Annotated in this window: 18 protein-coding genes and 2 tRNA genes; 16 read left to right on the top strand and 4 right to left on the bottom strand. The window is 30.5% G+C overall.

All coding sequences use genetic code 11. From position 1 onward, the window contains the following. Position 1: 1 nt before the first annotated feature. The gene (locus ELQ04_RS00160; protein WP_002854065.1) at positions 2–673 is read left to right on the top strand and encodes a menaquinone biosynthetic enzyme MqnA/MqnD family protein; all 672 of its coding nucleotides are present in this window, start codon (positions 2–4) and stop codon (positions 671–673) included. On the opposite strand, the gene ELQ04_RS00165 is transcribed toward ELQ04_RS00160, so the two are convergent. Further along, positions 670–1,320 carry a TrkA family potassium uptake protein gene (locus ELQ04_RS00165; protein ID WP_002853664.1) on the bottom strand — a complete coding sequence of 217 codons (651 nt, stop codon included), beginning with the start codon at positions 1,318–1,320 and terminating at the stop codon, positions 670–672. The genes ELQ04_RS00160 and ELQ04_RS00165 overlap by 4 nt on opposite strands. A gap of 10 nt (positions 1,321–1,330) precedes the next feature. Beyond that, entirely contained in the window at positions 1,331–2,674 is a 1,344-nt protein-coding gene (locus ELQ04_RS00170; protein WP_002876757.1) for a TrkH family potassium uptake protein, read from the bottom strand. 140 nt (positions 2,675–2,814) lie between these two features. Here ELQ04_RS00170 and ELQ04_RS00175 point away from each other — a divergent pair. Continuing rightward, positions 2,815–2,890, top strand: a tRNA-Phe gene (locus ELQ04_RS00175). Between the two features lie 107 nt (positions 2,891–2,997). Here the strand turns inward: ELQ04_RS00175 and ELQ04_RS00180 are convergent. Both ELQ04_RS00180 and ELQ04_RS00185 read right to left on the bottom strand, forming a co-directional pair. Beyond that, positions 2,998–3,074: transfer RNA gene (locus tag ELQ04_RS00180), tRNA-Ile, on the bottom strand. A gap of 53 nt (positions 3,075–3,127) precedes the next feature. Then, positions 3,128–4,228: an FtsW/RodA/SpoVE family cell cycle protein gene (locus ELQ04_RS00185; protein WP_002853654.1), complete on the bottom strand. Its 1,101-nt coding sequence runs from the start codon at positions 4,226–4,228 to the stop codon at positions 3,128–3,130. 77 nt (positions 4,229–4,305) lie between these two features. On the opposite strand from ELQ04_RS00185, the gene ELQ04_RS00190 reads away from it, so the two are divergent. The 14 genes from ELQ04_RS00190 (at position 4,306) to ELQ04_RS00255 (ending at position 20,915) form a co-directional block, all read left to right on the top strand. Then, positions 4,306–5,274: an RluA family pseudouridine synthase gene (locus ELQ04_RS00190; RefSeq protein WP_002937723.1), complete on the top strand. Its 969-nt coding sequence runs from the start codon at positions 4,306–4,308 to the stop codon at positions 5,272–5,274. Continuing rightward, positions 5,219–6,454, top strand: coding sequence for a fibronectin type III domain-containing protein (locus ELQ04_RS00195; protein WP_074469125.1), 1,236 nt, complete (start codon positions 5,219–5,221; stop codon positions 6,452–6,454). The genes ELQ04_RS00190 and ELQ04_RS00195 overlap by 56 nt, the downstream gene beginning before the upstream one ends. After that, a complete protein-coding gene (gene trmB, locus ELQ04_RS00200; protein WP_002937734.1) occupies positions 6,454–7,632 on the top strand; it encodes a tRNA (guanosine(46)-N7)-methyltransferase TrmB in 1,179 nt (392 codons plus the stop codon). Before ELQ04_RS00195 ends, trmB begins: the two co-directional genes overlap by 1 nt. Positions 7,633–7,701: 69 nt before the next feature. Further along, positions 7,702–8,367 carry an ABC transporter ATP-binding protein gene (locus tag ELQ04_RS00205; protein ID WP_002856386.1) on the top strand — a complete coding sequence of 222 codons (666 nt, stop codon included), beginning with the start codon at positions 7,702–7,704 and terminating at the stop codon, positions 8,365–8,367. Continuing rightward, the gene (locus ELQ04_RS00210) at positions 8,354–9,160 is read left to right on the top strand and encodes an FtsX-like permease family protein (RefSeq protein ID WP_044778051.1); all 807 of its coding nucleotides are present in this window, start codon (positions 8,354–8,356) and stop codon (positions 9,158–9,160) included. The genes ELQ04_RS00205 and ELQ04_RS00210 overlap by 14 nt, the downstream gene beginning before the upstream one ends. Then, complete coding sequence (locus ELQ04_RS00215; RefSeq protein WP_002853860.1) at positions 9,157–10,350, top strand: M23 family metallopeptidase; 1,194 nt, start codon at positions 9,157–9,159, stop codon at positions 10,348–10,350. Before ELQ04_RS00210 ends, ELQ04_RS00215 begins: the two co-directional genes overlap by 4 nt. A 51-nt stretch (positions 10,351–10,401) precedes the next feature. Further along, entirely contained in the window at positions 10,402–11,121 is a 720-nt protein-coding gene (gene pyrH / locus ELQ04_RS00220; protein ID WP_002854049.1) for a UMP kinase, read from the top strand. 10 nt (positions 11,122–11,131) lie between these two features. Continuing rightward, entirely contained in the window at positions 11,132–11,356 is a 225-nt protein-coding gene (locus ELQ04_RS00225; RefSeq protein ID WP_044778050.1) for a DNA-directed RNA polymerase subunit omega, read from the top strand. Continuing rightward, complete coding sequence (locus tag ELQ04_RS00230; RefSeq protein ID WP_044778049.1) at positions 11,340–13,535, top strand: bifunctional (p)ppGpp synthetase/guanosine-3',5'-bis(diphosphate) 3'-pyrophosphohydrolase; 2,196 nt, start codon at positions 11,340–11,342, stop codon at positions 13,533–13,535. Before ELQ04_RS00225 ends, ELQ04_RS00230 begins: the two co-directional genes overlap by 17 nt. An 11-nt stretch (positions 13,536–13,546) precedes the next feature. Continuing rightward, entirely contained in the window at positions 13,547–14,752 is a 1,206-nt protein-coding gene (tyrS, locus tag ELQ04_RS00235; RefSeq protein WP_002856563.1) for a tyrosine--tRNA ligase, read from the top strand. Beyond that, a complete protein-coding gene (locus ELQ04_RS00240; RefSeq protein WP_002857924.1) occupies positions 14,749–15,840 on the top strand; it encodes a nitronate monooxygenase family protein in 1,092 nt (363 codons plus the stop codon). Before tyrS ends, ELQ04_RS00240 begins: the two co-directional genes overlap by 4 nt. Then, positions 15,840–17,819: an N-acetylmuramoyl-L-alanine amidase gene (locus ELQ04_RS00245; protein WP_044778048.1), complete on the top strand. Its 1,980-nt coding sequence runs from the start codon at positions 15,840–15,842 to the stop codon at positions 17,817–17,819. The genes ELQ04_RS00240 and ELQ04_RS00245 overlap by 1 nt, the downstream gene beginning before the upstream one ends. After that, positions 17,816–19,657: a bifunctional tRNA (5-methylaminomethyl-2-thiouridine)(34)-methyltransferase MnmD/FAD-dependent 5-carboxymethylaminomethyl-2-thiouridine(34) oxidoreductase MnmC gene (gene mnmC, locus ELQ04_RS00250; protein WP_044778047.1), complete on the top strand. Its 1,842-nt coding sequence runs from the start codon at positions 17,816–17,818 to the stop codon at positions 19,655–19,657. Before ELQ04_RS00245 ends, mnmC begins: the two co-directional genes overlap by 4 nt. A 118-nt stretch (positions 19,658–19,775) precedes the next feature. Then, complete coding sequence (locus tag ELQ04_RS00255; RefSeq protein WP_044778046.1) at positions 19,776–20,915, top strand: hydrogenase small subunit; 1,140 nt, start codon at positions 19,776–19,778, stop codon at positions 20,913–20,915.

Consider the following 20,915-nt stretch of genomic DNA (forward strand, 5'->3'; position numbering starts at 1 on the left):
GATGATTTTTGGAAAAATTGATTATATTAATCTTTTACCTTTACATATATATCTTAAGAAATATCCCTTGCCTAATGGTTATAAAGCAAATATGGAGTATAAAAAAGGAGTTCCAAGTAAGCTAAATAAAGATTTATTTTATAGAAGAATTGATGCAGCTATCATTTCAAGCATAGAAAGTGCTAGAAAAAAATATAAAAATTTAGATTTGGGTATTTGTGCTAATAAAAGAGTTTTAAGTGTATTAGTAGAAAAAAATACATCAAATGCCAAAGATCCAAGTTCAGCAACTTCAAACGCTTTAGCTAAAGTATTAAAACAAGATGGAAAAGTAATTATAGGTGATAAGGCTTTAAAGCTTTATCTAAAAGATCCTTCTAAATATATCGATTTATGTGCAAAATGGCACGAAAAAACAGGATTGCCTTTTGTTTTTGCTAGATTTTCTTGTGTGCAAAAAAAAGCTTTATATAAACAAATTTTGAAAAAATTTCCAAAAACAAAGATTAAAATTCCTTATTATATACTGCAAAATTATGCCAAAACAAGGGATTTAGATATAAAAGATGTTAGATATTATTTAGATGAAGTTATATATCATAAAATTTCTACCAAAGAAAAAACAGCCTTAAAGCGTTTTGTAAAGGCTTGCAAGGCTTTAAATCTTGCTTAGTGTTCAAATTCTCTAAGTTCTTTAACTGTTCCAAGGAGTATTACAACATCTCCACTATAAACTGTCGTGGTTTCTAAATCAGGTAGTATTTCCCAGTCGCTATTTAATTTTTTATAAGAAATCACTTTCATATTTTGTGCTACATGTTTTAAAGAATTTCCTGCTAATTTTTCATCTATATTGATCTTAATAGCTCGTATAGTATTTGCTGAAAGATCAAAAACTTCATAATCAGCATCTTTAGTTAAAAATTCTTTTACTAGTCTTTTAGCACTTTCTTTTTCAGGATAAATAACCTTTGTTGCGCCTAACTTAGAAAGAATTTGACCATGGATATTAGAGGTTGCTTTAGCAATGATATTTTTAACACCTATATCTTTAAGCGCCATAAGAGTAAGGATTGATTTTTCAACATTTTCTCCTATGCTAACAATAACAACTTCAACATCATGAAAGCCTGCTTCTTTTAGGGCTGAAATATTTGTAGAATCTAAAATATAAGCATAGCTTGGAGGATTTTGTATACTTTTTAAAGCTTCCTCATCTTTATCCGCAACGATAACAGTATGACCTCCAGCAATGAGTTCATCTGCTACAACTGAGCCAAATTTTCCAAGTCCTATGATTCCATAATTAAGATTTTTCACGATTTTACCTTTATAAATTAACCTTTCCTTCAGGGAATTTTAAATGAATAGCTTTGTCTTGTTTGAATACCGAGAGTAAAAAAGCAAAAACACCTATCCTACCACTTAGCATCATAATGATGATAATCACCTTGCTAGGATCACTAAACAAAGCGCATAAAGATAAAGTTCCACCATTTCCTACTGAAATTCCTACGGTTGCAAAAGCCGAAGAAGTTTCAAAAAGCAAGGCTATAAAATCAAATTTTGACTCTAGCAAGGAAAGCAAAATAACAGCTATTACTATATAAACAGCCGAACCTACAGCTATAATAAAAGCTTTAGATATAGTTTCTCTTGGAATTTCATGTCCAAAAATTCTAACTCTTCCATCGCGGATACTCCAATAAGCATAGAGTAATAAAACCATTACAGTTGTTACTTTCATACCCCCAGCTGTTCCACCTGGTGCACCACCAATAACCATAAACAATGATCCAAAAAATAAGCTTGCATCATGTAAATGTCCCATATCTAAGGTGTTAAATCCTGCTGTGCGGTAATTAATAGCAATAAAATATGAGCTTAAAATTTTATCAAAAAATGAAAAATGTCCTATAGTTTGAGGATTTGAGTATTCAAAAGCAAAAATAATAAGCGTTGAAGAGAAAATAAGAAAAATACTTGCAACAACAACCATTTTTGTATGTAGGCTTAAATTTTGCAATTTTTTTCTTTGAAAAAAGTATAATTCAACCAAAACAAAATATCCAAGCCCTCCAATAATAATCAAAGAAGTGATAATAAGATTAATTGCTATATCATGTTTATAAGCTATAAGTCCATGTTCAAATATAGTAAATCCAGAATTATTAAAAGCGCTAATAGAATGAAAAATTCCAAACCATAAAGCTTTCTTAAAATTCATTTCAAGGGCAAAACGCATGGTAAGAAGTATAGCACCTATCAATTCTATAGTAAAAATGAACAGCAAAACCTTTTTAAAAAATTTAAATAAACCATCCATTGATGGATAAAATAAAGACTCTTTTAGTAAATTTCTTGCACTAAAACCAACTTTTTTGCGTATGAGTATATAAACAAATAAACCTATACCCATATATCCTAAACCGCCAATTTGCACCAAAGCTAAGATAATAATTTGCCCTGCTAAGGTAAAATCAACCGCAGTGTTCTTAACTACTAATCCTGTCATACTAACAGCAGATGTGCTTGTAAAAAAGGCATCTAAAAAATCAATAGGAGTTGTATGTGCCCAGCTTGAATGTAGCAATAAAGCCCCAAACAATGCAATAATAATATAACCAGCTAGTAAAATTTTAAAAGTTCGTCTATCTAGTCCAAATTGTTTCAAAAAATTTCCATTTGATAATGATCTAAAGCGGGTATTCTATCTTATTAAAACTTTAAGGGAAATAAAATTTTATTTTTGTATTTAAACTTAAATTAAAGAAAAAAAGATACAATTACATTTTTACTTTATCAAATCATTGTGGTTGGATAGCTCAGTCGGTAGAGCAGCAGACTGAAAATCTGCGTGTCGGCAGTTCGATTCTGCCTCTAACCACCACTTTATCTTTCAAAAAATCACATCACATACTTTTTTATATAAGATTGAAATATTTAAAGAACTAAAAATTATTATTTTAAAGAGAGAGTCTATAACTTATAGTAGAATGGTGGATTTAGCAGGACTCGAACCTGCGACCAACCGGTTATGAGCCGGTTGCTCTAACCAACTGAGCTATAAATCCGCCTAAGTTGAATTAAAAGATAAAATTATATCTTATTAATGCTTAAAAATATTTTATTTAGCCTTTATATCCGTCCAAAAATATCTAAAAGTGATTAAATGCTGTAAAATTCCAAAAAAAATCATAAAAATAGTAAAAGAACTTCCACCATAACTAAAAAAAGGCAAAGGGATCCCAACTACTGGTGCAAAACCTATAGTCATTGAGATATTTACTGCCGCATAAATAAAAATAAATAATGCAACACAATTAATAGCCACTCTAGCAAAATAATCATCTTTAAGCTTATAATTTAAACTAAGTAGATGAAAAATAAGTAAAATATAAAATATAATTAATGTCAATCCCCCAATAAATCCAAATCTTTCTATCATGTAAGCGAAAATAAAATCACTAGTTGAAATAGGTAAAAATTTAAAATGAGTTTGCGTAGCTTCATCTTGAGATTTTCCGGTTAAACCACCATTTCCAATAGCTATCATTGATTGGGCTACTTGATAACTTGGTTTTTCTGAAATAAAATCATGAATTCTTTGCTTTTGGTAGGGTTTTAAAAGATGTGTATAAATAATAGGAGAGCTAACACTTATAGCTATAACAATACTTAACCAAATTTTATAATGAACTCCCATGATAAAAAGCACTCCAAAACCAACAAGTAGTAAAACCATAGCACTTCCTAAATCAGGTTCTTTTGCAATTAGCAAAAAAGGCAAGATGATGTAAAAGCTAAGTTTGATGAATTGTTTAAGTTTGTATCCATTTTTTGGAGGAGGATTTTGATAAATAAGATAGGCAAGCATTAAAATAAAACTAGGTTTAAAAATTTCAGAAGGTTGTATAGTAAAGTGAGTAAAAGGAATTTCAAGCCATCTTTTAGCACCTAATTTTTCAACCCCAAAAATATCTACGCTTAGCAATAAAAAAATATTAATCCAATAAGCAACAGGAATAATCCAAATAAATTTCCTTATGGGAAAGAAGAAAAAAACCATAAAAGCAAACAATCCCACACAGGCATAAACAAACTGTTTTTCTGCTAAAAAAGGATTAGCTTCAAAGATTAAGAAAAATGAAATAAGAATTATGGGTAAAAATAAAATGGGTTGCATATAGTCAAAATGAGTTAAAATTCTTCTATCTAATCTAAACAAAATTTGCCTTCAGTTGGTAATATAAAGCTATAATTATAAACTAAAATTTTAAATTTATCAAAACCTCTAAGGAAAAAATGCAAACTTTTTTAGTAGATGAAAATTCAAGGCTTGATGTGTTTTTGGCTAAAAAATTAAACCAAAGTCGCAATCAAGTTGCTTTACTTATAGAAAAAGATTGCGTACAGGTTAATGATAAAATTCAAGATAAAAATTCATTTAAGCTTAAAAATGGTGATATTATTTCTATTGCAAGTTTAAAGCCTTGTGATGAGATAAAACCCCAGTTTGAAGTGGATTTTGATATTGATGTGTTATACGAAGATGAAGACTTGCTTGTTTTAAATAAACCTTCAAATTTAGTCGTTCATGGAGCAAGTAGCGTTAAAAATGCCACTTTGGTGGATTGGTTAATAGAAAAAAAATATACTTTATCAAATTTAGGAGGAGAGATAAGAGCTGGTCTTGTCCATAGATTAGATAAAGATACAAGCGGAGCTATACTGATAGCGAAAAATAACTTTACCCATCAAAAATTAAGCGAACAGCTTGCAGATAAAAGCATGGGAAGAATTTACCTTGCGTTAATTGATTTGCCACTAAAAGAAGATAAAATTATAGTAGAAAAATTTTTAATGCGTTCGCCTTCTAATGCTATTAAAAAAATAGCCATAGATAAGGAAAATAAATTCAGTAAAAACGCAAAATCAGCTTTTATAAATGTAGTAAAAACTGAAAATTTAACTTTGATGGCTGCTAAGCTTTTTACAGGAAGAACTCATCAAATTAGAGCGCATTTGGCTAGTTTAAATCGCCATATTTTAGGTGATAGTTTATATGGTTATAAGGGTAAGTATGATTGTAGGATAATGTTGCATGCTTATTTTTTGTATTTTATCCATCCAAAAACCAAAGAGCAAATTTTTGTTAAAGCACCTTTGATGGAAGATTTTAAAAATATTATGTTTAAACAAATTAATTTAGGAGAGAATGATGAAAAGATTTCGCTTGAGTTTTTACTTGAGTTTTTTAACTCTTTTGCTTAGCGCTTGTAGTGTTTCGCAAATGAATTCGCTAGCTTCAAGTAAAGAGCCTGCTGTAAATGAAAGCTTGCCAAAGGTTGAAAGTTTAAAAAGTCTTAGTGATATGAGTAATATTGCTTTTGAATGGGAGCCTTTATATAATGAAAATATTAAAGGATTTTATTTGTATCGTTCTAGTGATGAAAATCCTGATTTTAAACTTGTAGGCACTATTAAAGATAAGTTTCAAACTCATTATGTAGATACTAAATTAGAGCCTGGTACTAAGTATCGTTATATGATGAAAAGCTTTAATGAGCAAGGACAAATTTCAGAAGATGGCAAGGTTATAGAAGTGAGCACAGCTCCAAGGCTTGAAGCTGTTCCTTTTGTTCAAGCTGTGACTAATTTGCCTAATCGTATTAAACTTATTTGGCGTCCGCATCCTGATTTTAGGGTTGATTCTTATATTATTGAAAGAACCAAAGGTGATGATAAAGAATTTAAAAAAATTGCAGAAGTAAAAAATCGTTTAAACGCTGAATACATTGATAGTGATTTAAAACCTAATGAAAATTCAAGTTATAGAATTATTGCTGTGAGTTTTAATGGGATAAAGAGTGAGCCAAGTCAAGTTGTAAGTTCTACAAGCAAGGCTTTACCTCCTCAAGTTGAGCATTTAAGTGCTAGCACAGATGGTTCTAATAAAATCATTTTAACTTGGGATGCTCCTACATATGAAGATTTTTCTTATTATAAAGTTTATTCTACGAGCTCAAGTTTCCTTCCTTTTAGTGTTTTAGCAAAGACTGATAAAAATTCTTATGAGGATATAGTAGAAGGAGCAGGTAAAAGCAAGTATTATAAAGTAACAATGGTGGATAAAGATGGTCTTGAAAGTCCTATGCCAAAAGATGGTGTAGAAGGTAAAACTTTAGGTAATCCTTTGGCTCCTAGTATTATTTTGGCTCAAAGTACAAGCGAAGGGATAAATTTAGAATGGAGTGATAATGATACTAGAGCTGTTGAGTATGAAGTAAGACGCTATGGCGGGGAGCAAAATGCAGTTTTTAAAGGCATTAAAGAAAAGCGATTAAAAGATGTAAAAGCTTTACCAGGGGTGGAATATAGTTATGAAGTTATTGCTATTGATTCAGCCGGGCTTCGTTCAGAACCTTCAAGCAAAGTTAAGGCGGCTCAGTAGTGCCAAATTTTAAAAGCAAAAAGATCAAAGAAATAAATCTGCCTTATAGCAAGGATGATGTTGAATTTCTTTGGCTTGCTAAGAATGATAATGTTAGTCTTATTTATACAAAGGTTCAAGAAGAGAGTTTTTTTCTGCAGATTAAAAAAGCACAAAATGGTTTTGTGATTAAAGGCGATAAACATACAAAACCTTCTAAAATAGGTTATTTGCAAAAGGCTTTAAAAATCTTTAAAGAAGGTTTTTGTGAGGATATTGTCAATGAAGCTTTTGGACTTAAAAGCAATGCTTTAATTGAAAAAACACCATTTATTGTTGATAATTTTGATGAGCTTTTATCTAGACTTCAGGGTAAAATTTATATAGAAATAGGCTTTGGATCAGGAAGACATTTGCTTTATCAAGCAAAAGAAAATCTAAATGTTTTAATTTTAGGGGTGGAAATTTACAATCCAGCTTTAACTCAAGTAGCTAAACTTGCTAAAGCACAAAATGTAAATAATATTTTGCTAATCCAAAGTGATGCGAGATTGTTATTGAGTGTATTAAAATCAAAATCAGTTGAAAAGATTTTTCTACATTTTCCTGTTCCTTGGGACAAAAAGCCTCATAGGCGAGTTATTGGGAAAGATTTTTGCAAAGAATGTGCCAGGGTTTTAACCCAAAATGGTCGTTTTGAGCTTAGAACAGATAGTTTTGAGTATTTTAATTTTACTCTAGAACAATTTTTGACTTTTCCTGCTCCAAAATTTAGTCTTAGAAAAAATGAAAATTTAGAAATTTCAAGCAAATATGAAGATAGATGGAAAAAGCAAGAAAAAAATATATATGATCTTTGGGTGTGGAATTTTAACCAAGAATGTAAAAACTATGAGTTAAATGAATTTAATCTCTCATCGGTTGAATTTTCTAAAGAGGATTTAAAAAAAATAGAGCAGAACTTTAAAAATATTACTATAAAAAAAGATGATTTTTTCTTGCATTTTGAAAGCATCTATAAACAAGATGAGAATTTGCTTTTAAAGGTTGCTTTTGGAGCTTTTAATAAGCCTGAACATTGTTATTTGCATCTTGATAAAACGATTGATTTTGTTTTTAAAGAACCATTTAAAATTCAAGAAAATATTAAAGCGATAAATGAATTAAAAGAAATTTTAAAAGTTCAGTTTAAAATATAATTTTTCTTGAAAATTAAGCAAAAATAAAGCATAATTTAAAAATTTAAAAAGGGAAATTAAGGAAAAAGGATGCCTAATTTAATCCAAGCAAATAAACTTACTTTAGGTTATGATGAATTAGTTATTAAAGAAGCGAGTTTTGCTTTTAAGGATGATGATTTTGTTTTTATTACGGGTAAAAGTGGGAGTGGTAAGAGTACGCTTTTAAAGTCTTTTTATGGAGATTTAGAACCTATTTCTGGTAAGCTTGAAGTATGTGGATCTTTGATGAATAAAATTGGAAATTTAGAACTTTTAAAATTGCGTCAAAGAATAGGGATTATTTTTCAAGATTATAAACTTGTACAAGAATATAGTGTTGAAAAAAATGTTATGTTGCCTTTAATGATTAAAGGTTATAGCAAAAAAGTATGCCATGATCAAGCTGCTAAGCTTTTAAAGCATGTAAATTTAACTTTTAAAGCAGATAAATTGCCTAATCAACTTAGCGGTGGCGAGCAACAACGCGTCGCTATGGCTAGGGCTTTAGCTCATAATCCAAAGCTTTTGCTTTGCGATGAGCCAACGGGAAATTTGGACGAGTATTCTTCTGATATTATATGGACTCTTTTAAAGTCTGCTAGAGAGCTTTTAGGAACTTGTGTTATAGTGGTAACACATAGAATTCCTAGTAATTTAAGAGTGGATTATCGTCGTTTTAATATAGAAAATGGAAAAATGAATGAAATTTTTTAAAACACATTTATCTTTAATTTTACCTTTACTTTTTATGATGTTTGCTTTTGAATTTATTTTGATTACAAATGCAACTTTAAAGCATTATGAAGAACTTGTTAATAAAGATTATAATATTATAGTTGTCAGCAAAACTGAACTTGATCAGAATGTAGTAAAAACAAAAGTACCATTTTTTGCTGGACTTGAATCTTTAGATCCTAAGGATTTAATCGATCGTTTGAAAAATGATGTTTCTGAAAAGAATTTGAAAGTTTTAAAAGATTCTCTGCCAAAATTTTATACTTTAAAATTAAATTCTTTGCCCGATCAAAATGAACTAAATTCGATTAAAAATCAACTTTTAAATATTGTAGGTGTTAGCAAGGTTGAAACTTTTTCTAAAACCCATGATAAGATATACTCTTTGCTTATTTTGATGAAATTTGTTTTTTGGTTATTTTTGTTTATCATTATTTTACTTGCCTTTGTTTTGTTTTTAAAACAGATGAGAATTTGGCTTTATGAACATACCGATCGTATTGAAATTATGTGTTTATTTGGAGCTCCGTTTTGGTTTAGATCTTTTATGCTTTATAAGGTGGTTGTGGTTGATTGTTTTATTGCTTTTGTTATTTTACTTGCCTTTTTTACCCAAATTTTTGATCTTTCTATTGTCCAAGAAAGTTTAAAGGCTGTAGATATTATTTTTCCACCTATTAATTTTATTTTACATTTGACTTTAATTTTTTTAGCTACTTTGTTTATTTGCTTGTTGTGTGTAAATACGGTTATGTTTAAGGTTAAAAGATGAGAAAAAATATTCTTATCTTTTTTTGTTTTTTTTTGTTTGTTGATATAAGTTTAGCAAACGCTATAAATGAAAAAACAAAAAGTTTAGAAGAAAATAAACGCATACAAGAACAGTTAAATAAAAAACTTGAAGATTTGGCTAGCGATATTTTAAATGGTGAAAAAAGTTTGAAAGATCTAAGTTTGCAAATTGAAAGCTTAAATTCACAAACTTCTAAGCTTGAAGCAAGTGCTAAGGCTCAAAATCAAGAGTTAAATACTCTTACAAGCCAAAATGAAGATTTGCTTAAAAGTAAATCAAATATGGAAGGTAAGCTTATATCTTTAATGGCTAAAGATTTTGCTTATGATTTACCTATCCCTCAAGGCTATATTGAAAGTGAAGAAAGTTTTATGGCTTTTGAAATTTTAGGAAGTTTAAACAAAGTTTTAAATGAAGAAATTTTTAAAATTTCTAAAGATTATGAGGGAGTAAGCAGGCTTATTGATGATAAACAAGCTCAGATTAAGAAAATCAATGAAAGTCTTAAGGATTACAACGCTCAATTAGCCAAGCTTCAAAGTTTAAAACAAAAACAAATTAGCGAAATTAATAAACAAAAAACAGATCGAGCTATATATGCAAAAAAACTCGATGATTTGCAAGCTCAGCAAGAAGAGCTTAGAAAAACATTAAATCAATTAAAAATTATTAATGATAAAGAAGATGCAAATTCAAACAAAAATGATACTAAAATAGTAAAAAATAATCAAAAAATAAGACAATTAGGTTCAAGCTATCAAGGAAGTTCAGTCAAGCGTTACACAGGAAAAAAAACCATAGCTCCATTGGATTCTTTTACTGTGAAGCAAAAATTTGGAAATTATGTTGATCCTGTTTACAATCTTAAAATTTTTAACGAGAATGTAGTTTTAAGAAGCAATAAAAGCGATGCAGTTGTTAAAAATGTGCTAGATGGAAAAATAGTTTTTGCCAAAGATACTAGCATGTTAGCTCGAGTTGTTATTGTTGAACATGATAATGGCATACATACAATATACGCACATTTAGATAAGATTGCTCCTAATATTAAAGTTGGTAAGAATATTAAAAAAGGTGCCGTAGTGGGTAGGATAAAAAATGATCTTACTTTTGAAGTAACTCAAAAAAATTTTCATATCAATCCTTTGGAACTCATTAGCTTAAATTAGCTAAATTTAATGGAATTTAAAATATAATTTCAAGTTAAATAAGGAGAAATAATGCAAGAGAGAAAAAGAGTTTTAGTAAAATTTTCAGGAGAGGCTTTAGCAGGTGAAAATGGCTTTGGTATAGAAAATTCTATTTTAAAATTCATAGCTTCAGAGATTAAAGAACTTATAAAAAATCAAATAGAAGTAGGTATAGTTATAGGCGGTGGTAATATTATTCGCGGAGTAAGTGCTGCTAAGGGCGGATTGATTAAAAGGACAAGTGGAGATCATATGGGAATGCTTGCTACGGTTATCAATGCTATTGCTATACAAGAAGCTTTAGAAAGCTCTGGACTTGAAGTTAGGGTTCAAAGCGCCATTCAGATGGAAGCATTTTGTGAAACTTATATTATGAGAAGAGCACAAAGACACTTAGAAAAGGGTCGTGTTGTGGTTTTTGCCGCAGGTACTGGAAACCCTTATTTTACTACAGATACAACAGCTATTTTAAGAGCTGTGGAAATTGATGCAGATATGGTAATAAAAGCTACAAAAGTTAATGGAGTTTATGATAAAGATCCAAAACAATTTGATGATGCAGTATTTTTAAATACTTTAAGTTATGATGAGGCTATGCAAGATAATATTAAAGTGATGGATGATACAGCTATAGCTTTAGCTAAAGATAACAAACTTCCTATTGTGGTTTGTAATATGTTTGAAGAGGGTAATTTACTTAAAATCATACAAGGTGATACTAGCCTTTGTTCAATCGTTAAAAATAATTAAGGAGAAAATTATGGATAAAAGAATAGAAGAAGTAGCGGCAAAAGCTTTGGAAAAAATGGGTAATGATAGATATCGCCTTTCTTTAGTGGTAGCAAAAAGAGCGGAACAATTGGCGAATGGAGTAACCCCTTTGGTAGACTTTGATAAAAATAAAAATAAACTTGCAGATATAGCTTTATATGAAATTGCAGAAAATAAAATCACTTTAGAGGGTTTAGTTGAAACCAATCGATGAAGAATTATTGCTTGAACAATTAATCGATAATGTAAAAAATTGTAAAGATTTAGAAGCTGCTAAGGCTTTGCTTTTCGAAATTTGTGGCCATGATGCCATTCTTGAAAAAGCGGTAGATTACTGTATATTTTGCCATGAAGGGCAGTTTAGAAAAAGTGGAGAGCCTTATGCAGTGCATCCTATTTTAGTAGCGACACTGGTTGGATTTTTAAGTGAAAATAAAAGCAATATTTTAGCTGCTTTATTGCATGATGTGATTGAAGATACAAACTGCACTGAAGAAGAACTTAGAGAGCAGTTTGGTTCTGAGGTTTTAAAACTTGTTTTAGGACTTACTAAAATTATAGAAATTAGAGAAGATAATCTCGTTTCATCAAAATCTAAAAAAAGTTTAACTAAATCAGCCTTGACTTTCAGAAATATGCTTTTAGCAAGCATTGAAGATGTTGGGGTTTTGATTGTGAAGTTATGTGATAGGCTGCATAATATGCTTACTCTTGATATTCTAAGAGAAGATAAGCAAAAAAGAATCAGCGAAGAAACTTTAGTTGTATATGCCCCAATAGCTCATAGACTTGGTATTTCAAGCATAAAAAATTATTTAGAAGATCTTAGCTTTAAATATCTTATGCCAGATGAGTATAAGCTTATTGACAATTATATCAACTCCAATAATCAAGAAATGCAATTAGGTTTAAATGAATTTATTTCCAAAATCGAACTTTTATTTTTGAGCAATGGCTTTAGACAAGGTAGTTTTGAAATTCAAAAACGCATTAAACATAGCTATTCTATTTATCTTAAAATGCAAAGAAAAGGCATTGGTATTGAAGAAGTTCTTGATTTGCTTGGGGTAAGAATTTTGGTTGAAAAAGTAAGTGATTGTTATTTAGCTTTGGGAATTTTACATACACATTTTAATCCCTTGGTTTCGCGTTTTAAGGATTATATAGCCTTGCCTAAACAAAATGGTTATCAAACCATACATACCACACTTTTTGATGCTAAAAGTATTATAGAAGCACAAATTCGAACTTTTGATATGCATAAAATTGCGGAATTTGGTATAGCAGCGCATTGGAAATATAAAGAAGATGGCAGTGTGGTTGCGCCTCGTCTTGATTGGCTTACAGATATTTCAATGCAAAGTATAAACAATCTTGAAAATGCAGAAGATTATAATGCTATTGAACTTTATGAATATGCTAAAGATAGTCTTTATGTTGAAGATGTCGCAGTTTATTCTCCTAAGGGAGAAATTTTTACTTTGCCTCGTGGTGCAACGGTTCTTGATTTTGCCTATGAAGTGCATACCAAAGTAGGGCTTCATGCAAAAAGTGCTTATGTAAATCGTATTAAAATACCTTTGTTAACCGAGCTTAAAAATGGCGATATTGTGCAAGTGGTTACTAGCAATGATAAATTTTATCGCTGTTCTTGGATAGATAGTGTTAAAACAGGAAAAGCAAAAGCAAGTATAAGGGAATTTTGTAAGCAAAAAATCAGAGAGATTAATCTAGCAAGTTCTATTAATATGTTAAGTTTTATTTTTGGAGTTGATAAAAACAGAATTGAAACTTGGATAGAAAAAGAAAATTTAGCCAGACGTATTAGACAAGTAGCAACAGATAGTGCTTATTTAAAAGATATAGTTAATGGTCTTAAAAAATACGCCAAGAAGTCATATTGGTTTGATAAATATGAGATTAAAGAACAAAAAATAGGAAATTTTACTCTATATTGCAACCATAAAATCGCTAATGTGGATTTTGATTTTTGTTGTCATCCAAAAAGAGGTGATGCTGTTTTAGCTTTTGTTAAAGGTGGTAACGCTATCGTCCATCATAAGCTTTGCGATAGAGCTGATAAAATGATAGATAATAATCAAGATATGGTATTTATAAAATGGGATTCTAACATCCCTAAATCTTATAAATTGATTTTTTCTTTGGAAAATAAAAAAGGTGTTTTAGCGGAATTTTTGGCATTTTTAGCTAAAATGCAGATAAATTTATTAACAATTAATTTATCAAGTGATTTAAATTCGGCGGTAGATTATTTTGAGATTACAATGGAAATTCCTGATAATATCAACCCAGATAGTGTCAAGGATAGGTTAAAATCTCGTTGTAAAATTTTAGATTTTACATCTTTAAATGATGCTTATAAAGAAGGTTAAAAAGGTTTATTATGGATATAAAAAAAATATTAGCAGAAGTTAAGCGTGGCTGTGCAGAGCTTATTGATGAAGAAAGAATAGAAAATTTAATTAAAAATTATTATGAAAAGGGTGAAAATTTCTTCATAAAGGCAGGATTTGATCCTACAGCACCTGATTTACATTTAGGCCATAGTGTGGTTTTAACAAAAATGGCTTTTTTGCAAAAACATGGAGCTATTGTGCAATTTTTGATTGGAGATTTTACGGGACAAATTGGCGATCCAAGTGGAAAAAGTGCAACGCGTAAAAAGCTGGATAAAGAGCAAGTTTTAATCAATGCTAAAACTTATGAAACGCAGGTTTTTAAGGTTTTGGATAAAGAAAAAACACAGATTAAGTTTAATTCTACTTGGCTTAATGAACTTGGAGCTGCGGGTATAGTAGAGCTTACTTCAACTTTTAGTGTAGCTAGAATGCTTGAGCGTGACGATTTTACCAAGAGATTTAAAGAGCAAAGCCCTATTTCGATTTGCGAGTTTTTGTATCCTTTACTTCAAGGATATGATAGCGTGGCTTTAAAAAGCGATATTGAAATGGGCGGAACGGATCAAAAATTTAATCTTTTAATGGGAAGACAGCTTCAAAGGGTTTATAACATAGGAAAAGAACAAGCTGTGATTATGATGCCTTTACTCGAAGGTTTAGATGGTGTAAACAAAATGAGTAAGAGTTTAAATAATTACATTGGTGTTACAGAAAAAGCTAATGATATGTATGCTAAAATTTTAAGTATTAGTGATGAATTGATGTTTAGATATTATGAACTTTTAAGTCAAAAAAGCTTAGAAGAAATCGCGCAAATAAAAAAAGATATAGAACAAGGCAATTTACATCCTAAAAAAGCTAAAGAAAATTTAGCTTTAGAGATTACGGAGCGTTTTCACTCCAAAGAAGAGGCTAATAATGCTAAGTCTGAATTTGATAGGATTCATTCTCAAAATGCTTTACCAAGTGATATGGCTGAGTTTGAAATACAAGGAAAAATTTGGCTTGCTAAGGCTTTGGTTGAATGTGGTTTGGAAAGTTCTACTTCTGCGGCAAGAAGAAGCATCAGTGCTAATGCAGTAAGTGTAAATTCTCAAAAAGTTAGCGACGAGCAAATGCATTTAGAACAAGGAGAATACATCTTACAAATAGGTAAAAGAAAATTTGCAAAATTAAAGGTAAAAGAATGAATTTACAACCCTTACAAATAGGAAAACATACTATAAAATATCCCATTTTTCAAGGGGGAATGGGACTAGGCATAAGCTGGGATAGATTAGCTTCTGCAGTTTCTTTAAATGGTGGACTTGGGATCATTTCTTCTGTGGGAACAGGATATTATGAAGAAAGAAAGTATGCAAGTAAAGAATTAAATGCTAAGCCTTATGGAAGTGAAAATTTTTACTCACGCAAGGGTTTGCAAGCTTTGATTAATAATGCAAGAAAAGTTTGTGGCGATGCACCTTTGGGGTGTAATATCTTATGTGCAAGTAATGATTATGCAAGAATAGCACGCGATGCTTGTGAAGTTGGTTTTAATGTGATTGTTTCAGGCGCTGGACTTCCCACAAATTTACCTGAATTTACTGCAGATTTTCCTGATGTGGCTTTAGTGCCTATCATTTCATCTGCAAAGGCTTTAAAAATTATTTGCAAAAGATGGCAAAGCCGTTACAATCGCTTGCCTGATGCAGTGGTTTTAGAAGGGCCAAAAAGTGGAGGTCATCAAGGTTTTACTTATGAACAGTGCTTAGATCCAAATTATCAGTTAGAAAAATTAATCGCTCCTGTGGTAGAAGAGGCTAAAAATTGGGGATCTTTTCCTGTAATTGCTGCGGGTGGAATTTGGGATAAAAAAGATATAGAAAACGCTATTTCTTTAGGGGCTAGTGGCGTTCAAATGGGAACGCGTTTCATAGGAACTTTTGAATGTGATGCGAGTGAAGAGTTTAAAAGCGTTTTGCTAGCTTCTAAAGAAGAAGATATAGAGCTTATTAAATCTCCTGTGGGCTATCCTGCACGTGGGGTTAGAACCAATCTTTTAAATTTGGTAGATAAAAGAATGGGTCCAAAGATTAATTGTATAAGCAATTGTGTAGCACCTTGTGGACGCGGAAAAGAGGCGACTAAAGTAGGGTATTGTATAGCAGATAGGCTTTTTGATGCGTGGTCAGGTAAAAAAGAAACAGGACTTTTCTTTACAGGTGCAAATGGATATCGTTTAGATAAGCTTATCAGTGTTAAAGAACTTATGGAAAAATTGGTTAATGGTGAATAATGGCTAAAATTTTTGTATTTTTAGTATTTGTTTTCACAACTCTTTTTGGAGCTTATGAAAATGAACTTGCAAATTTCGATAAAAATTTTATCGGTTCTAAAAGCGAAGTGCAAGTAAAATTTCACCATCAGCTCAAAAGCCTTTATATACAAAGTGTTATTAATGAAGATGAAAAAACTAAAATTGAAATTTTAAAAAGATTGATCATCAGTTCAAATACTTTAAATTTAGATGACAAGTCATATGCTAATGAGTTAAAAGAAAGTGGTATAAGTGAAGCAAGTATCAATGCTTTAAGAAAGGCTGTTATTAAAGATATTAAGGTTCAAAATATTTCTCAAGACACTGAAAAATCAACTTTTGAACCTATAAAAACAGTTCAAAAAAATGAAAAAAAATCATCTAACGAACAAATAAAAAATACAGAAAAAACAAGTTCTAAAACTTCGCGAGCGCCAAAGAGTAGTATCGTTTCTAAAGCAAAAAGCGATGATAAAATTTATGTTTTAAAGTCAAGTAAAACAAACCAAGGTGTAGAGTTTGAACTAAATGCAGATTTAAATAAGGAACAATTAAAAAGTTTTGCTTTAGATGAAAAAGGAAATTATCGTTTTATTAGTGATTTTGAGGGGGTTTTAGAAGGGGGTAAAAAAGAGTTTAAATTTGATGATTATCGTTTAGTGATTTCACAATTTAATCCCAAAACCATACGTATAGTGGTTTATGCTAAAGAAAAAATTCCTATTGATATATCTTTTAAAGAAGAAAAATTAATTTTTTCAAAAGAAACTACTAGCCAAAAAAAGACTGAGCAAGTTAGTAAAATTTCAGAGAAAAAGCAAGATCAAAAAACAGAAATTAAAGCCAAAGTTTTAGAAACAAAAAAACAAGATAAAAAAACCAATAACGAAAAAGAAAATCAAGAGCCTTTATATGTTTTAGATGTGGATAAAATTTCTAATGCTGTGGTGTTAAATTTAAGCGATGATTTAGATGAAAAAGAAATAGCAGTATTTGATACCAAAGATCAAAAATTCCGATATGTTGTAAGTTTTAAGGGTGTGTTAGAAGGTAATAGAAAAAGCTTTACTTTTGGACAAAATGTGATTACAGTTACTCAATATAATCCAAAAACTGTTCGTGTGGTTTTGAGCGCTCCTAAAGAATTTAAACTCTTAAAGGAGTTGGATAATAAAAATCTCACTTTAGGTTTTTATACACAAACTACAAATCAAAATGTAAACAAAAAAGCAACTCAAAGTTCTAGTAAAACTTTAAATACAAATTACAAATCAGGAAAGCTTGTGGTTATCGATGCGGGGCATGGTGGAAAAGATAGCGGTGCCTTAAGTGATAAAAAAGGAAGTTTAAAAGAAAAAGATATAGTTTTAAGTACGGCTTTAAAACTTGGAAATGAACTTAAAAAACGCGGTTATAAAGTGCTTTATACTAGAAGTTCGGATAAATTTATCAATCTTCGTGATAGAACTAAATATGCCAATGATAAAAGAGCGGATTTGTTTATTTCTATACATGCTAATGCAGCACCAAATGCCACAAAAGCCAAAAGTAGTGAAGGTGTGGAAACTTTCTTTTTAAGTCCTGCAAGAAGTGAAAGAAGTAAAAAGGCAGCAGAAAAAGAAAATCAAGGGGATTTTGAAGAGATTAATTATTTCTCAAAACAAAGTATTTTAAATTTCTTAAATCGTGAAAAAATCGTTGCTTCAAATAAACTAGCCATTGATGTACAAAAAAATATACTCACTCAAACACGCAAAAAGTATAAAATTGTAGATGGCGGTGTAAGAGAAGCACCTTTTTGGGTTTTAGTAGGTGCGCAAATGCCTGCAATTTTGATTGAAATTGGCTATATCACACATCCAAATGAAGGCAAAAGAATCGCCAATAAAGCTTTTCAAGATTTATTGGTTAAGGGTATTGCTGATGGAGTTGAGAGTTATTTTTATAACAACCGATGAAAAAAGCTAAGCTAATCTTTAAGGATAGTACTCCTTTTTCTTTGGATTTTGATGATTTTTATTTTAATTCCAAAGATGGCTTAAATGAAAGCAAATTTGTTTATACTCATTCTTTTGAATGGAAAAATCAAGAAAATTTTATTATCGCAGAGAGTGGTTTTGGTATAGGTTTAAATTTTTTTCTTACTTTGAAACGCTTTTTAGAAACTACCCCTTCTAAGCGTCCTAAAAAACTTTTTTATATTAGCGTAGAAGCTTTTTATATCGAAAAAGAACAATTAAGAGAAATTTATCAAAAACTAGGATTTTATGAAGAGTTTAAAGAGCTTTTAGAGCAATTTTTAAAATTTTATCCCAAGGCTAAAGAAGGAATTTATCGTTTTTATTTTGAAGATTGTTTTTTAGATCTTGTTTTTGAAGATATAGCTGTTTTAAAAGAATTGGATTTTAAAGCTGATGTTTGGTATTTAGATGGATTTTCTCCAAATAAAAACTTGCAAATGTTTGATGAAAATTTAATCTTTGAAGTGGCAAGACTTTCTAAAAAAAATACACAAATTTGCACCTTTTCTTCGGCAAGTTTTTTGCAAAAAAATTTAAAAAAATATGGTTTTAGAGTAGAAAAAACCAAAGGTTTTAGAAAAAGAGAAATGATTAAAGCTTATTTGGAAAATGAGCTTGAGTTTAAAGACAAAGAAGCGTATTTTTCAAGAACATTTTCATCTTTAAAAAATAAAAAAGTAGCTATTATTGGTGCGGGTATATCAAGTGCTGTTTTAGCTTATGAGCTTAGTTTAAGAGGTTTTAAAGTAGATGTTTTTGAAAAATATTTAGAATTAGGCAAGGGTGCAAGCGGAAATGAAAGTGGAATTTTAAGCTCTTTAATCTTAAAGCCTAAGGTAAATTTAGGGGAGTTTTCAGAGCTTTCTTTTATAGAAGCAAGCCGTTTTTATAGACAAATTTTAGATTTAAAATTTAAGGGTGTGGTGGAGTTTGCACATAATGATTTGATGCAAGAAAGATTTGACACACAAAGAGAAAATGTTTTGTTTAAAATTTCAAAAAATCAAGCTTTTTTAGAAGAGGGTGGAGTGATTTTTCCAAAAAATTTGGTTAAAAATCTTTTTGAAAAAAGTAAAGCTTGTATATATTTTAATCATGAATTTCAAGCTTATAAATTTGAAAATGAGTGTTTTACTTTAAAATTTAAAAATGATATTGTTAAAAGTGATTATGCGGTTTTAATTTATGCTATGGGTGCAGATACAAAAGATTTTGTTTTTTATGATGAGATGAAATTAAGCAAAGTAAGAGGTCAAGTTACACATCTAAAACCTTTTTTAAATACTCCATTTCCTTTATCTTCTAAGGCTTATATTTGCCCTGTAAAAGATGATTTGCAAGTGATTGGAGCAAGCTATGATAGGCTTGATACAAGTTTAGAATCAAAAGAAGAAGATGATAAACAAAATATAGAAAATATAGCCGAATTTATAGATAAAAATACAAAATTAGAAATCATAGGTTCTAAGGTAGGCTTTAGATCTTATTCGAGTGATCGCTTTATGATAGTTGGAAATGCCTATGATGAAGTGTTTTATAAAGAAGAATATAAAGCTTTATTATGGACAAAAAACAAGAAGCAAAAGCTAGCTAAAATGTCTTGTAATTTGTATTTTAATTTTGCTCATGGATCAAGGGGTTTTAGCACAAGTGTTTTAGCGGCAAGGTATTTGTGTGCATTGATAAATAATGAACCCTTGTGTTTAGAAAAAAAATACATCCACGCTATTCACCCTGCAAGATTTTTGATTCGTAAACTCAAAAAAGGCTTATGATTAAGCTTTAATTAAGAGTGATACTAATATTTGCTTATGAGAGTAAGTTTTAACTTTATTTTAACTTCCTTTATTTTATTATTATAGAGAATAAATTTCATGTTATAAAGGAAATATAATGATTGATTATCATCAAATAGAGTCGCGTTTATCGGCTCTTGAAAAGCTTCCTTCTTTGAAAGACAATGATAGTATTACAAAAGCATTAGAAAAGTCAGGTTTTTCTAGAAGGGATTTTATGAAATGGGCAGGTGCTATGACTGCATTTTTGGCTTTGCCAGCGAGTTTTACTCCTATGGTGGTAAAAGCTGCTGAGCTTGCTGATAGGCTTCCTGTTGTGTGGCTTCATATGGCTGAGTGTACAGGCTGTAGCGAGAGTTTGTTAAGAAGTGATACTCCAACGATTGATAGTTTGATTTTTGATTATATTTCTTTAGAATATCACGAAACAGTGATGGCTGCAGCAGGTTGGCAAGCTGAAGAAAATTTAGAAAGTGCCATTCAAAAGCATAAAAATAAATACATTTTAATGGTTGAAGGTGGTATCCCTATGGGTGATACAGAGCATTTTTTAACCATAGGTGCACATGGAAAAACAGGCTATGAGCTCTCAAAAATGGCAAGTGAAAATGCTTTGGCAATTTTTGCTATAGGAACCTGTTCTAGCTTTGGAGGAATCCAAGCCGCAAGACCAAATCCTAGTAATGCACAGCCTTTAAGCAAAGTAACAAGCAAAACTGTGATCAATGTTCCAGGCTGTCCTCCAAGTGAAAAAAATATAGTGGGTAATGTGCTTCATTATTTATTATTTGGCGAGTTACCAGCACTTGATGTGTATAATAGACCAAAATGGGCTTATGGTCTAAGAATTCATGATCTTTGTGAAAGACGCGGACATTTTGATGCGGGTGAGTTTGTACATGCTTTTGGAGATGAAGGAGCAAAACAAGGTTTTTGTCTTTATAAAGTAGGTTGTAAAGGGCCTTATACTTTTAATAACTGCTCAAGAGAGAGATTTAACCAGCACACTTCTTGGCCTATTCAAGCAGGGCATGGTTGTATAGGTTGTTCTGAGCCTGATTTTTGGGATACTATGGGACCTTTTGAAGAGCCTATGGCTAGTCGTAAATTTGATACTGTTTTTGGTTTGGGTGCAGATAGTGTTTCAGATAAAATTGGTATAGGTGTGCTTACACTCACAGGCGTTGCTATAGCAGCACACGCAGTTATATCTTCCATGCAAAAAGATAAGGAATAA

This window comes from Campylobacter sp. CH278, assembly GCF_004378845.1.
Lineage (GTDB): Bacteria > Campylobacterota > Campylobacteria > Campylobacterales > Campylobacteraceae > Campylobacter_D > Campylobacter_D jejuni.